Below are 14,033 nucleotides of genomic sequence, written 5' to 3' on the forward strand. Positions count from 1 at the left end.
GTTGAGTTCATGTCCTTTACCCGTCGACAAATACTCGGTGGTCTGGCCGGTCTTGTGGTGGTTGGCGTGGGGGCCGGTGGCGCGTCGCGTTACTGGCTGGGCAAGATGGCCGACGCTGACGCCGGCCACGACTATGAGCTGATCGCCGCACCGCTGGACGTCGAACTGGTGGCCGGGCACAAGACGCCTGCCTGGGCGTTCGGCCCGTCGGCGCCGGGCACTGAGTTGCGCGTGCGTCAGGGCGAATGGCTGCGGGTGCGCTTCATCAACCACTTGCCAGTGGCGACCACCATTCACTGGCACGGCATCCGTCTGCCGCTGGAAATGGACGGCGTGCCGTACGTGTCGCAATTGCCGGTGCTGCCGGGCGAATACTTCGACTACAAATTCCGCGTGCCCGACGCCGGCAGCTACTGGTATCACCCGCACGTGAACAGCAGCGAAGAGCTCGGCCGCGGCCTGGTCGGCCCGCTGATCATCGAAGAGCGCGAGCCCACCGGTTTCAAATACGAAAAAACCTTGAGCCTCAAGAGCTGGCATGTCGATGACGTCGGTGCTTTCGTGCCGTTCAGCATTCCTCGCGAAGCGGCCCGTGGCGGCACGGCCGGGGGGCTGTCGACCATCAATGGCGTCTCGCAAGCGGTGATCGACTTGCCTGCCGGGCAAATCACCCGCGTACGCCTGCTCAACCTCGACAATACCCTGACGTATCGTCTCAATATCCCCGGCGTCGAAGCGCAGATCTACGCGCTGGACGGCAATCCCATCCAGCCGCGCCCACTGGGCAAGGAATACTGGCTGGGCCCGGGCATGCGTATTTGCCTGGCGATCAAGGCGCCGCCGGCCGGCGAAGAATTGTCCCTGCGCAACGGCCCGGTACGCCTGGGCACCTTCCGTTCAGTGGCCAATACCGACGCCCCGACCGAGTGGCCGCCGGCACTGCCCGCCAACCCGGTGGCCGAGCCGGACCTGGCCAATGCCGAGAAACTCAACTTCAATTTCGAATGGGTGGGTTCGGTGTCGGTCAACGTCGACAATGGCAAGCCGCCCAGCCTGTGGCAGATCAACGGCAAGGCCTGGGACATCACCGACAAGACCTGCGCCGATCGACCGATTGCCAAGCTCGAAAAGGGCAAAAGCTATATTTTCGAATTGAAAAACATGACTCAGTATCAGCACCCGATCCATTTGCATGGCATGAGTTTCAAAGTCATTGCCTCGAACCGGCACAAGGTTATTCCGTACTTCACCGACACCTATCTGCTGGGCAAGAACGAGCGTGCGCAAGTGGCGCTGGTGGCGGATAACCCAGGGGTCTGGATGTTCCACTGCCATGTGATCGACCACATGGAAACCGGCCTGATGGCCGCCATCGAGGTGGCGTGATGCGACAGATACGCCCCGCGGCGATTATCGACCGCAGCCGAGATCGTGATTTCATGCGCGAAGCCCTGGCCCTCGCCGCCGAAGGCGCGGCGCTGGGTGAAGTGCCGGTGGGCGCGGTGTTGGTGCAAGACGGTGAAATCATCGGGCGCGGTTTCAATTGCCCAATCAGCGGCAACGACCCCAGCGCCCACGCCGAGATGGTCGCGATCCGCGCCGCCGCCCAGGCCGCCAGCAACTACCGCCTGCCGGGCAGTACGCTTTACGTGACGCTGGAGCCGTGCAGCATGTGCGCCGGGCTGATCGTGCATTCGCGGATTGCGCGGGTGGTGTATGGCGCGCTGGAGCCCAAGGCCGGGATTGTGCAGAGCCAGGGGCAGTTTTTCACCCAGGGCTTTCTCAACCACCGGGTGTTGGTCGAAGGCGGGGTGTTGGCTGAAGAGTGTGGGGCGGTGTTGAGTGAGTTCTTCAAGGCCCGAAGAGCAAAACCTTCAGAGTAAACACCGATACCTGTGGGAGCGGGCTTGCCCGCGATGGCGTCGGCACATCAAACATTGATGTTGACTGAACCACCGCTATCGCGGGCAAGCCCGCTCCCACAGGTTTTTCTGGTGTCTGGAAGATGGGTGTTTACTTGCGGGCGACGATCACCGCGCGCATCGGCGCCGGCAGCCCTTCGATCGTTTTACTGTGATCTTGCGGGTCAAGGAAGTCGCTCAACGACTGATACTTCATCCACTCCGTCCCGCGTTGTTCCTCGACCGTGGTCACGCTCACATCCACGCAACGCACATCGCTGAAGCCGGCGCGGCGCAGCCACAGTTCCAGCGCGGGCACTGATGGCAGGAACCACACGTTACGCATCTGCGCGTAACGGTCTTCCGGCACCAACACCTGCTGCTGATCGCCTTCGATCACCAGCGTTTCCAGCACCAGTTCACCGCCCTTGACCAGGCAATCCTTCAGCGCCAGCAAGTGCTCGATCGGCGAGCGGCGGTGATAGAACACGCCCATGGAAAACACCGTGTCGAAGCCTTCCAGATTCGGCGGCAGGTCTTCGAAAGGGAAGGGCAGGTGCCAGGCATTGGGCTCGGACAAGTAGCGTTGTACGGCCTGGAACTGGCAGAAGAACAGCCAGTTCGGGTCGACGCCGATCACGCTATCAGCCCCGGCGCCGAGCATGCGCCACATGTAATAACCGTTGCCGCAGCCGACATCGAGGATGCGTTTGCCTTTCAGGTCCAGGTGCGGAGCTACCCGGGACCATTTCCAGTCCGAACGCCATTCAGTGTCGACATGCACGCCGAACAGGTCGAACGGGCCTTTACGCCAGGGCGACAAACCCATCAACGCGGTGCGCATTTGCGCGCGGGTCTCAACGTCGCAATCAGTGTCCAGTTTCAAGCCATTCAACAAGTCGACTTCGCTCGGCTGGATTTTCGGCAGCGCGTCCAGGGCGCTCTGCCAGCGTTCCAGGTCGCCGTGACCCTTTTCCATTTTCTTGTCGAGTTGCGCTTGCAGCGTGTTGGCCCATTCGGCCAGCGGAGTACCGGCCAGACGGCGGGCGAGGGGGGACAGATCAATCATGGCAAGGCAATCAACGAGGCAAAGTTAAGACACTGGAACCACGGCACGACTTTCGAGAACCCGGCGGCCAGCAGGCGCTCGCGGTGTTCTTCGAGGCTGTCGGGCTTCATGACATTTTCGATGGCGCTGCGCTTCTGGGCGATTTCCAGCTCGCTGTAGCCGTTGGCGCGTTTGAAGGCCACGTGCAGGTCGGTGAGCAGCGCGTGTTCTTCGGGGTCGTTGAAGCGCAGCTTCTCCGAGAGAATCAGCGCGCCACCGGGCAACAGCGATTGGCGGATGCGCGCGAGCAGCGCGGTGCGCTGGTCGGGGGCGATGAATTGCAGGGTGAAGTTCAGCGCCACCACCGAGGCCGGCTGGAACTCCAGGGCCAGGATGTCGCCTTCGATCACTTCCACCGGCAACAACTCCTGAAACATCGAGTCCTGACCGTTGAGGTATTCGCGGCAACGCTCGACCATGGCGGCGGAGTTATCCACAGCGATGACGCGGCAACCGTCGGTACGCACATGACGGCGCAAGGCCTGGGTCACGGCGCCCAACGACGAGCCCAGGTCGTAGAGCACGCTGTTGGGCTGGGCGAACTGCGCGGCGAGCACGCCGAGGTTTTCCACGATGGTCGGATAACCCGGCACCGAGCGCTTGATCATGTCCGGGAATACCCGCACCACGTCCTCGTTAAAGGCGAAGTCAGGCACCTGGGCCAAGGGCTGGGCGAATAGGCGATCGGATTCTTTGCTCACGGCGGTTCCGGCGGTGTCGGTGGAAAAGGCTGGCATTTTAGCCAAGTTGGCGGGGGGATGCGCGGGTTGTCTGATAAACCGCGTTTACACCATGATCGTTCCCACGCTCTGCGTGGGAATGCCTCCCGTGACGCTCTGCGTCACATCCAATGCGGGACGCGGAGCGTCCGGGCTGCATTCCCACGCAGAGTGTGGGAACGATCTATAGAGGGCGGCGAACGGATTGAGGAAAAGCCGAAGCGGCGATCCCCCATTGCCCCAGCCAGTAACTGAGGATGATCACGTAAGGCGCGGCATGAAATGGCGCAACGAACCGGTTAATGCCAATCACACTGTCAGAAAACACAAACGCCATCGCGCCCGCCGCAGCCAACAGCGCCGAGCGTTTGGATACGTCGGTGCCGAGTCGGGCCAGCGCGCGCCAGAGCATCGCGCTGATGGCCGTGCCGTAAACGATCACCGGCACCAGCAGCGGCCCCAAACCATTGGAAATCAGGATCCCCAGCAGCACCGCGCCCGTGCTCAGCGCAATGATCAGCGGCCATACCGCCAGACGCCGACAATCGCTCGAATACGCTTTCAGGTACGCCAGATGCGCGACCAAAAACGCCCCCAAGCCAAACACGAACAAATCTTGAGGCCATGCCAGCAACACGTCGCCGACCAGGGAGAAAATCAAACCCAGGCTGATCCAGCGCCGATACTCACTGGGCGGTGCATCGTGCAACCAGCCGAGCAGGGCCAGCACCGGCATCGGTTTGACCAGCAGGCAGAGCAGCGTCGCATGCACACTCAGGCCATAGAGAAAGGTCACCGCGCCCATCAGCGCCAGAATCAGCCAGCCCACAATCAGTTAACCGCGATGGCGCAGTCGAAGGTTTGCACCGCCGGTACTTCCGGTGCCCACGGTTGTGAGTAAGTCAGCCGCAAGCGGCCAGTGCCGGTGGCGAAGGCCTGAAAACGCCAGGTTGAAAGGCCTGCACTGCCGACGACCCCGGCGTCTTCCGGGTTGCTGTAAACCTCGGGACTGAGCGCACGCAACACCCCACCGGCCGAATCCTGAATCGCCCAGCGGTAACCCGTGGTCGGATTGCTGGGCAGGGTCAGGATCAGGTTTTGCCCGCTGTTCAGTCGAACCGGGCATTCGCTTTGTTTTTCCACGGTCACGTTCTGTTTCGGTTGCGTGGCGCAAGCGCTCAGTAAGGCGAGGGCGAGAGGGACAAACAGGCGGGTGGGGGACATAAGATCAGCGGCTCCAGCGTTCACGACGAACGGCGAGCATAACTGAAGATGAGACAAAGTGTGACAGCCAGCCCGGGATGGCCGTGAGGGAGGGTGTCGTCAGTGCCGACGCCTTCGCGGGCAAGCCCGCGATGGCGGCGGTGCAGGCACTACATAACTATCAGAACAATATCTTCGCCACATCCGCAAAACGCTTGGCAAAGTGCACGGTAATCCCTTCCTTCAAGTAATCCGGCAATTCCTCAAAGTTACCGCGATTGGACTCCGGCAAAATCAGTTCATTGATCTTCTGCCGCCGCGCCGCGATCACCTTCTCACGCACCCCGCCAATCGGCAGCACATGCCCGGTCAGGGTCAGTTCGCCGGTCATGGCCACGCCTTTTTTCGGCGGCTGGTTGCGAGCGAGCGAGAGCAGGGCGCTGGCCATGGTCACGCCGGCGCTCGGGCCGTCTTTCGGGGTGGCGCCTTCCGGTACGTGGAGGTGGACGAAGGCTTCGTCGAAGAATGTCGGATCACCGCCGAATTGCTTCAGATGGGAGCTGACGTAGCTGTAGGCGATTTCCGCCGACTCTTTCATCACTTCCCCCAGTTGCCCGGTGAGTTTGAAGCCCCGGTTGAGGGTGTGAATGCGCGTGGCTTCGATCGGCAGGGTGGCGCCGCCCATGCTGGTCCAGGCCAGCCCGGTGATCACGCCAACCCCCGACAGGACCTGTTCGTTGCGGAACACCGGTCGGCCGAGCGAGGCTTCCAGGTCTTTCGGGCCGAGTTTGATCACCGCTTCCGGTTCATCAAGCAGCTTCATCACGGCTTTGCGCACCAGTTTGCCGAGGTTTTTTTCCAGCTGACGGACACCCGCTTCTCGGGCATAACCATCGATCAGCGATCGGAGCGCGTTGTCGCTGATGCTCAGGCTAGCTTTGGACACGCCGGCTTTCTCTAGCTGTTTCGGCCATAGGTGACGCTTGGCGATGGCGACTTTTTCTTCGGTGATGTAACCCGACAGGCGAATCACTTCCATCCTGTCCAGCAACGGGCCGGGAATCGAGTCCAGGGTGTTGGCGGTGCAGACGAACAGCACTTTCGACAGGTCCAGGCGCAAATCCAGATAGTGATCGAGGAATTCGACGTTCTGTTCCGGGTCGAGGGTTTCCAGCAGTGCCGAGGCCGGGTCGCCCTGGTAGCTCTGGCCCATCTTGTCGATCTCGTCGAGCATGATCACTGGGTTCATCACTTCGACGTCTTTCAACGCCTGCACGAGTTTGCCCGGCTGCGCGCCGATGTAAGTTCGGCGGTGACCCTTGATTTCGGCTTCGTCACGCATGCCGCCGACGCTGAAGCGATAGAACGGCCGGCCGAGGGATTCGGCGATGGATTTGCCGACGCTGGTCTTGCCCACGCCCGGCGGGCCGACCAGCAAGACGATGGAGCCGCTGATCTCGCCTTTATAGGCACCGACCGCGAGGAATTCGAGAATGCGATCCTTGATGTCGCCAAGGCCGGCATGGTGTTTGTCCAGCACCTTGCGCGCGTGTTTGAGGTCGAGCTTGTCCTCGCCGTATACACCCCAAGGCAGCGACGTTGCCCAGTCGAGGTAGTTACGGGTCACCGCGTATTCCGGCGAACCGGTTTCGAGGATCGACAGCTTGTTCATTTCATCGATGATGCGTTTCTGCACCTGGGGCGATAGCACCTTGCCCGTCAGACGCTGCTCGAACTGCTCGATGTCGGCGCTGCGGTCGTCCTTGGTCAGGCCCAGCTCCTGCTGGATGACCTTGAGTTGTTCCTTGAGGAAGAACTCGCGCTGATGCTCGCCGATCTTGCGGTTAACTTCGGCTGAAATCTCTTTCTGCAAGCGCGCGACTTCGACTTCCTTGCGCAGCATCGGCAGGACTTTTTCCATGCGTTTGAGCATCGGCACGCAGTCGAGCACTTCTTGCAGCTCGCTGCCCGTGGCCGAGGTCAGGGCGGCGGCGAAGTCGGTCAGCGGCGACGGGTCGTTGGGGCTGAAGCGGTTGAGGTAGTTCTTCAGCTCTTCGCTGTACAGCGGGTTGAGCGGCAGCAGTTCCTTGATCGCGTTGATCAGCGCCATGCCGTAGGCCTTGACCTCGTCGGTCGGCTCGGTGGGCTGGTGCGGGTATTCGACTTCCACCAGGTACGGTGGGCGATGGTGCTTGAGCCAGGTTTTGATACGCACCCGGCTCAGGCCTTGGGCGACGAATTGCAGTTTGCCGCTTTCGCGGCTGGCGTGGTGGACTTTGACCAGCGTTCCGTATTCCGGCAGGGCTTTGGTGTCGAAGTGGCGCGGGTTTTCCTGGGGGGCGTCCGTGAAGAACAGGGCCAGGGAATGGTGGTCGGATTGGCTCACCAGTTCGAGGGTTTCGGCCCACGGCTCTTCATTGACGATCACCGGCAGCACTTGCGCCGGGAAGAAAGGCCGGTTGTGGATCGGGATGATGTAGACCTTGTCCGGCAGGTTCTGGCCAGGCAGGGTGAGGCCTTTACTGGGGGCGTGGTGTTCGGGTTTGTCTGCTTCGGCGTATTCGCTCGGGTCTTCAGGGAATTCTTGCTGGTCGGTCATGGGGCACCTGCGCAATAGGGTATGGATCTTAGATGGGGCAGGTGGGGGGTGGTTTCAATGGCCCTGGGTATTTCAGCGTGTGTGTTCAGGGTTTTGACAGCGCCCACAGGCGCGTAGGAGCGGGCTGCGATGGCGGTGTGTCTGGCTACATCCATGGTGAATGTGACATCGCCTTCGCGGGCAAGCCCGCTCCTACAGCCGCGGTCTATTGATCCTTCGGCGTCTTCAAGGGCACAAGATCTGACGTATGGATCAGAGCGTGCCAAACACCTTCTTCGCCAGACTGGTGGCCGCCGCCGCAGGGTTCTGGCGAATGGTTTCTTCCTGTTTGCCAATCATCTCGAACAGACCGTTCAGCGCCTGCTCGGTCACGTAGCTTTCGATGTTGGCATTTTTGGCGTCCAGCACACCCAGCGTTGCGGCCTGTCCGGCGAACGCATTGTACTGTTGCGCAAGGCCGACCTGGTCGGTGGCTTGCTTGACGATCGGCAGGAATTTGGTGCGGATTTGCTCGCGGCTGGTTTTGCTCAGGTACTGAGTGGCCGAATCCTTGCCGCCGCTGAGAATCCCCTTGGCATCCTCCACGGTCATTTTCTTCACCGCATCCACCAGGATCGGTTGGGCTTGCGTCACCGCCGCTTCAGCCGCTTTGTTCATGCTGGTTTCCAGTTGATCGACCTGATCGCCCATGCCGAACTGTTTCATCTTCTTGGCGACTTTACCCAGTTTGCCCGGCAGCTCGATCTTCACGTCCGGGTTATTGCTGAAGCCACCGGGCGTACCCAGTTGCTTGACGGCCAATTGCGCGCCTTGGGTCAGGGCGTCCTTGAGCCCCCCGGTCGCGTCTTGTTGCGACAGGTCGCTGAGTGACAGGGCCAGGGCATTAGCGCACATCATCAAGCCTGCGCACAGGCCGGCGAAGCGAAGGGTAGGGCGGAGCATGGCGGCTTCCTTGTTCGTAAATAAGGTTGGGAAGGATGTTGAAATTTAGTCGGTCTGCGCCGGTGCCGCGACTTGATCCGCCGCATCTTCACTACGATGCAACGCCACCTGACGGATCGACAAGCGAATCTCCGCCGGCAGTACCCGTTTGGCGGCGCCTTCGGCCAGTTCGCCGAGCAGTTTGTGATAGCTCAGCTTGCCGGCTTCGTCGCGGCGCAGCACGTCGAGGTCGAGCATCGTCTGGATGAAGTGACGGAACAGGCTCTTGTCGAAGAACTCCGGGGCATTCAGGCCGTGGAGGATCGACAGGCGCTGGGCCATGACGGTGCAGAGGTCTTCGAGTTCTTCGGCGCTGATGCTGTTCTGGCCGCTGTTGAGCAGCAGGGAAACAGTCATGTAGAAGCGCTGCAGGGTCTGGGCGATGCTTTTGGACAGCAGCGTCAGCAGCACGAAATGCCGCGAACTTGGCGCCGGGCGCAGATACACGTTTTTTTCGAAACGCAGCAGGCCCTGCTCGACGAAGGCCTCGAGCCACTGATCGATCACGCCATCGAGTTCGTCCAGCGACCAGCGAATGAACAGTTCCGATTGCAGGTACGGATACAGTGCGCGGGTGTAGCGCAGGATCTGCTCGCGGCTCATGCGCGAGGTGCTCTGGAAGAAACTCGCCAGCAGCGACGGCAACGCGAAAATGTGCAACACGTTGTTGCGGTAGTAGGTCATCAGGACGGCGTTTTGTTCGTCCAGGTACAGAATCTTGCCCAGCGCATCGCTTTGCTCGGACAGCAGGTCCATGTCCTTCACATGCTCGATCAGCGCCCGCCCGTCGCCGTCCGGCAGGGTGGTGTGCGGCGAGTAAGGGACCTTGCGCAACAGCGCCAGATACAAATCCAGCACCCGCGCCATGGCGCGATCGTCCAGAGCCAGGCGGCTGGTGGACAGCAGCGCCAGGGCCACCAGGTTCACCGGGTTGATCGCCGCCGCTTCGTTCAGGTGCTGCGCGACTTTCTCGCCGAGACGGTTGGTGGTTTCGTTGAGCCAGGCCGGTTTGAATTGCGGGCCAAGTGCCTGTTGGCGCCAGTCGGGCTGTTCGCTGTCGAGGAATTCCGCCAGTTTGATCGGCTCACCGAAGTTCACCGCGACCTGACCGAAACGCTGTTTGAGCGCGCCGATGACTTTGAAGATGTCGAAGATCGATTCTTTCTTCTTGCTCGCACCACGCAATTCGCCGAGGTAGGTGCGGCCTTCCAGCACGCGCTCGTAGCCGATGTACACCGGAATGAACACGATCGGCATCCGCGACGACCGCAGAAAGCTGCGCAGAGTGATCGCGAGCATCCCGGTTTTCGGTTGCAGCATACGTCCGGTGCGCGAACGGCCGCCTTCGACGAAATACTCGACCGGGAAGCCTTTGGTGAACAGGGTGTGCAGGTATTCGTTGAACACCGAGGTGTAGAGCGGGTTGCCTTTGAACGTGCGGCGCATGAAGAACGCCCCGCCACGCCGCAACAGGCTGCCGATCACCGGCATGTTGAGGTTGATTCCGGCGGCGATGTGCGGCGGGGTCAGGCCGTTGCGGAACAGCAGATAAGACAGCAGCAAATAGTCGATGTGGCTGCGGTGGCACGGCACGTAGATCACTTCATGACCTTGGGCGACTTTCTGCACACCTTCGATGTGGCTGACCTTGATCCCGTCGTAGATCTTGTTCCAGAACCAGCTCAGCACCACTTCCAGAAAGCGGATCGCGGTGTAGGTGTAGTCCGAGGCGATCTCGTTGCCGTAGCGCAGGGCCTGGGCCTTGGCTTTTTCCGCGGAAATGTTCTCGCGCTCGGCTTCGTCGAGGATCGCCTGTTTGACCAAGGGCTGATTGAGCAGGCCTTTGACCAGGTTGCGGCGGTGGGAAATGTCCGGGCCGATCACCGCGGCTTTCAGGTTGCGAAAGTGCACCCGCAGAATCCGCTGGGCCATGCGCACAGTGCGCTCGTGGCCCTTGTTGTGTTCGATCAGTTCGCGCAGGTGGATCGGTGCGGAGAACTGCACCCGGGTCTTGCGCCCCAGCACGATGATGCTCAGCAACCGGCGCAGACGTCCGGTGACTGCCCAGCTGTCGGCGAACAGCAGCTTCCACGGGCTCGACTCGCTGTCTGGCGACTGGCCCCAGAACACGCTGACCGGAATGATCTGCGCGTCTTCGGCGGCATTCTGGCTCAAGGCGCTGACCAGACGGGTCAGGGTCGGCGGCGCACCGCGTTTGTCCTGGCGACCGAGCCAGTCCGGGTCCGGAGTCAGATAGAAGAACGCCGCCGGTTCCACCAACGATCCAACCGAGACCGGCAACACCGGGCGGGGCAGGCCTGCCTTGCTGCACTCGGTATCGACCACGGCAAGGTCGGTGAGCGAAGGGTTTTGCAGGACGTAGAACACCGGCCGGCTGCGGTCGAGGTTGAGGGTGAACGACGACTGGTTGATCGTCTCCGAGCGAACCCAGAGGTACAGCAGTCGGCGCAGGGTGCCAAACACAAGACGGCGGAACGGGGAGCGGGTCATACGGCTTCTGCGTGAGTGAACAAAAAAAACGAGCATTTGCTCGGGCGGCCGATAGTGTGCCGGATTCATCGAAAATCGGCAAAAAAGCGGCTAAGTAAACTTGAGTTGAGAGTTTTTGTGTCTGTCATATACTCGGCGAGCCCGCACTGGCCAGACAGTGGCACCTCTCAGTGCAAGCGATGTTCCCGAGGCTTTCCTGCGAAAAGCCCGATCAATAATAAAAAAGGAGTATGAACAGATGGCAACACGCGAAACCGGCAACGTGAAGTGGTTCAACGACGCCAAGGGTTATGGCTTCATCCAGCGCGAGGACGGGGTGGACGTGTTCGTGCACTATCGCGCGATCCGCGGCGAAGGGCATCGCTCGCTGACTGAAGGTCAGCAGGTTGAATATGCGGTGGTGGAAGGGCAGAAGGGGTTGCAGGCTGAGGATGTTGTAGCTCTGTAAACCCACTGAAGATCGTTCCCTCGCTCTGCGTGGGAATGCCTCAACGGACGCTCTGCGTTCGCTTTTGGGACGCGGAGCGTCCCGGGCTGCATTCCCACGCAGAGCGTGGGAACGATCAACTGTCTTAAGCGGTTTTCCAGGTGATCTCTTCTTCACCATCGGCGCTGATGCGAATCCAGCGATCCGCCGACTCTTCACCTTCTTCCTCGACCCAGCTACCCGGCGCACAACGCACTTCGACATTCAGCGCGGCAAATGCGGCGCGGGCGCAGGCGATGTCGTCTTCCCACGGGGTCTGGTCGCTTTCCAGGTACAGGCTGTTCCATTTGCCGACGGCTTTGGGCAGCCAGGTGACTGGCACGTTACCGGCCTTGCACTTGTAAGTCTGGCCTTTCTGGACCCAGTCGGTGCACGGGCCTAAAGCCGCGCCGAGCCAGGCCGCGATGGCTTTGTGATCGACGTCGGCGTCTTTCAGGTAAATCTCGATGTCCGGTTGGCGCATGGATGTCCTCACTGCGGGTCTGAAAAATCCATTCGCGGATTTAGCCGGTCTCAAGCCGTTGCTCAAGACCAAAGTTTGTCGGGTTATTGAAGAACGAAATAATCGTAGCGCATCGACACAGTGACCTCGAACGGCTCCGCCTGTTCAATCACCGCGGCCCGGCGTTCGGCACTGGCGCGCCAGCCGTGGGGCGTCATGGCCAACAGGTTCGCGCGATCCTGACCGCTGGCCAGCGTCAGCTTGAATTCCAGGGTTTCACTGTGCTGCAACGCCATGCCTTGCGGCACCAGCGCCAGGTGCTTGTCGTCGGTGTACTCGCGCACTTCATCGTACAGCCGCTCGCGCAATTCCATCAGATGGCCGCTGGTCGGCCCGACTTTCATCAAGCCGCCGCCGGGGCTGAGCAGGCGTTTGGCTTCTTCCCAGTCCAGCGGGCTGAACACGCTGGCCAGAAACTGGCAGCTGCCAGAGGCCAACGGCACCCGGGCCATGCTGGCGATCAACCAGGTCAGCGCCGGGTTGCGTTTGCAGGCGCGTTTGACCGCTTCCCGGGAAATGTCCAGCGCATAGCCATCGGCGTTGGGCAAGGCTTGGGCGATTTGCGCGGTGTAGTAACCCTCGCCACAACCGATGTCCAGCCAGCGCTGGGGCGCGTACTGCGCCGCCAGTTCCGCCAGACGCTTGGCCACCGGCGCGTAATGGCCGGCGTTCAAGAAGTCGCGACGGGCTTCGACCATCGCCTGGTTATCCCCAGGGTCACGGCTGTTCTTGTGCTGCACCGGCAGCAGGTTCAGGTAACCCTGCCGCGCGCGGTCGAAACGATGCCCGGCGGGGCAGACCACGCCATTGTCTACCGCATTGAGCGGTTCGTTGCAGATCGGGCAGGCGAGCATCAGGCGAGCAACTTGATCAGGGTCTGGTAGTAGATTTCAGTCAGCACGTCGAGGTCGGCCGCCAGTACGCGTTCGTTAACCTGGTGAATTGTCGCGTTGACCGGGCCCAGCTCGACCACTTGGGTGCCCATGGTCGCGATGAAGCGCCCATCGGAGGTACCGCCGCTGGTGGAAGCCTGGGTTTCGCGCCCGGTAATGTCCTTGATGCTTGCCGATACCGCGTCGAGCAGCGCGCCCGGTTCGGTCAGGAACGGCAGACCGGACAGCGCCCAGTCGATGTGCCAGTCCAGGTCATGCTTGTCGAGGATATCGGCGACGCGCTTTTGCAGGCCTTCGACGGTGGATTCGGTGGAAAAGCGGAAGTTGAACACCGCCACCAGATCACCTGGAATCACGTTGGTCGCGCCGGTGCCGGAATTGACGTTGGAGATTTGGAAACTGGTCGGCGGGAAGAAATCGTTGCCGTGGTCCCAGTGCTCGGCGGCGAGCTCGGCCAGCGCCGGGGCGGCGAGGTGGATTGGGTTCTTCGCCAGATGCGGATACGCCACATGACCCTGCACACCGCGCACGGTCAATTTGGCGCCGAGGGAGCCGCGACGGCCGTTCTTGACCACGTCACCCACCAGAGTGGTGCTCGACGGTTCGCCAACAATGCACCAGTCCAGGCGCTCTTTGCGTGCGGCGAGACGCTCAACCACAGCCTTGGTGCCGTGGTGCGCCGGGCCTTCTTCGTCGCTGGTGATCAGGAACGCGACCTTGCCCTTGTGATCCGGATAGTCGGCGACGAAACGCTCGGCTGCCACGGTCATGGAGGCGAGGCTGCCTTTCATGTCCGCCGCGCCACGGCCGCAGAGCATGCCGTGTTCGTCGATCACGGCATCGAACGGGTCGATCTGCCAGGCTTGCACCGGGCCGGTCGGGACCACATCGGTGTGGCCGGCGAAGCACAGCACCGGACCGTCATGTTTACCGTGAGTCGCCCAGAAGTTATCCACATCTTCGATGCGCATCGGCTCCAGCATAAAACCGGCATCGCCCAGGCGTTGCATCATCTGCTTCTGGCAATCGGCGTCGACCGGCGTCACGGACGGACGGCGGATCAGGTCGATGGCGAGTTGTAGGGTCGGCGAAAGGTCGGCGTGGGCCGTCATGTAAGACTCCGGAAACA

At 61.3% G+C, this 14,033-nt stretch carries 13 protein-coding genes; 3 read left to right on the forward strand and 10 right to left on the reverse strand.

From position 1 onward, the window contains the following. Nucleotides 1-9 precede the first annotated feature (9 nt). On the forward strand, nucleotides 10-1,386 hold the full coding sequence (locus HCU66_RS04365) for a multicopper oxidase family protein (RefSeq protein ID WP_205887326.1): 1,377 nt from the start codon (nucleotides 10-12) through the stop codon (nucleotides 1,384-1,386). Then, entirely contained in the window at nucleotides 1,386-1,883 is a 498-nt protein-coding gene (gene tadA, locus HCU66_RS04370) for a tRNA adenosine(34) deaminase TadA (RefSeq protein WP_205887327.1), read from the forward strand. Before HCU66_RS04365 ends, tadA begins: the two co-directional genes overlap by 1 nt. A gap of 130 nt (nucleotides 1,884-2,013) precedes the next feature. Here the strand turns inward: tadA and cmoB are convergent, their stop codons facing one another. The 7 genes from cmoB to plsB form a co-directional block, all read right to left on the reverse strand. Then, nucleotides 2,014-2,970, reverse strand: coding sequence for a tRNA 5-methoxyuridine(34)/uridine 5-oxyacetic acid(34) synthase CmoB (cmoB, locus tag HCU66_RS04375; RefSeq protein ID WP_123500586.1), 957 nt, complete (start codon nucleotides 2,968-2,970; stop codon nucleotides 2,014-2,016). Beyond that, on the reverse strand, nucleotides 2,967-3,746 hold the full coding sequence (gene cmoA / locus HCU66_RS04380; protein ID WP_205887328.1) for a carboxy-S-adenosyl-L-methionine synthase CmoA: 780 nt from the start codon (nucleotides 3,744-3,746) through the stop codon (nucleotides 2,967-2,969). The genes cmoB and cmoA overlap by 4 nt, the downstream gene beginning before the upstream one ends. A 166-nt stretch (nucleotides 3,747-3,912) precedes the next feature. Then, nucleotides 3,913-4,557 (reverse strand): lysoplasmalogenase family protein, encoded by a 645-nt coding sequence (locus HCU66_RS04385; protein WP_205887329.1) that lies wholly within the window; start codon nucleotides 4,555-4,557, stop codon nucleotides 3,913-3,915. A 2-nt stretch (nucleotides 4,558-4,559) separates the two neighbouring features. Further along, the gene (locus HCU66_RS04390; RefSeq protein WP_205887330.1) at nucleotides 4,560-4,952 is read right to left on the reverse strand and encodes a protease inhibitor I42 family protein; all 393 of its coding nucleotides are present in this window, start codon (nucleotides 4,950-4,952) and stop codon (nucleotides 4,560-4,562) included. Nucleotides 4,953-5,112: 160 nt separating this feature from the next. Further along, nucleotides 5,113-7,530 (reverse strand): endopeptidase La, encoded by a 2,418-nt coding sequence (lon, locus tag HCU66_RS04395; protein ID WP_205887331.1) that lies wholly within the window; start codon nucleotides 7,528-7,530, stop codon nucleotides 5,113-5,115. A gap of 252 nt (nucleotides 7,531-7,782) precedes the next feature. After that, on the reverse strand, nucleotides 7,783-8,472 hold the full coding sequence (locus HCU66_RS04400) for a DUF4197 domain-containing protein (RefSeq protein WP_205887332.1): 690 nt from the start codon (nucleotides 8,470-8,472) through the stop codon (nucleotides 7,783-7,785). 45 nt (nucleotides 8,473-8,517) lie between these two features. Next, nucleotides 8,518-11,022, reverse strand: a complete 2,505-nt coding sequence (plsB, locus tag HCU66_RS04405; RefSeq protein WP_205887333.1) for a glycerol-3-phosphate 1-O-acyltransferase PlsB — start codon at nucleotides 11,020-11,022, stop codon at nucleotides 8,518-8,520. Between the two features lie 238 nt (nucleotides 11,023-11,260). Here plsB and HCU66_RS04410 point away from each other — a divergent pair, with 238 nt between their 5' ends. Continuing rightward, on the forward strand, nucleotides 11,261-11,470 hold the full coding sequence (locus HCU66_RS04410; protein WP_205887334.1) for a cold-shock protein: 210 nt from the start codon (nucleotides 11,261-11,263) through the stop codon (nucleotides 11,468-11,470). A gap of 124 nt (nucleotides 11,471-11,594) precedes the next feature. Here the strand turns inward: HCU66_RS04410 and HCU66_RS04415 are convergent, their stop codons facing one another. The 3 genes from HCU66_RS04415 to dapE all read right to left on the reverse strand — a co-directional run bounded on the left by HCU66_RS04415 (nucleotide 11,595) and on the right by dapE (nucleotide 14,016). Continuing rightward, nucleotides 11,595-11,972: a hypothetical protein gene (locus HCU66_RS04415; protein WP_205887335.1), complete on the reverse strand. Its 378-nt coding sequence runs from the start codon at nucleotides 11,970-11,972 to the stop codon at nucleotides 11,595-11,597. Between the two features lie 83 nt (nucleotides 11,973-12,055). After that, complete coding sequence (locus HCU66_RS04420) at nucleotides 12,056-12,865, reverse strand: putative RNA methyltransferase (RefSeq protein ID WP_205887336.1); 810 nt, start codon at nucleotides 12,863-12,865, stop codon at nucleotides 12,056-12,058. After that, nucleotides 12,865-14,016 (reverse strand): succinyl-diaminopimelate desuccinylase, encoded by a 1,152-nt coding sequence (gene dapE, locus HCU66_RS04425; RefSeq protein WP_205887337.1) that lies wholly within the window; start codon nucleotides 14,014-14,016, stop codon nucleotides 12,865-12,867. The genes HCU66_RS04420 and dapE overlap by 1 nt, the downstream gene beginning before the upstream one ends. Nucleotides 14,017-14,033 lie beyond the last annotated feature (17 nt).

Source organism: Pseudomonas frederiksbergensis, assembly GCF_017114915.1.
Lineage (GTDB): Bacteria > Pseudomonadota > Gammaproteobacteria > Pseudomonadales > Pseudomonadaceae > Aquipseudomonas > Aquipseudomonas frederiksbergensis_I.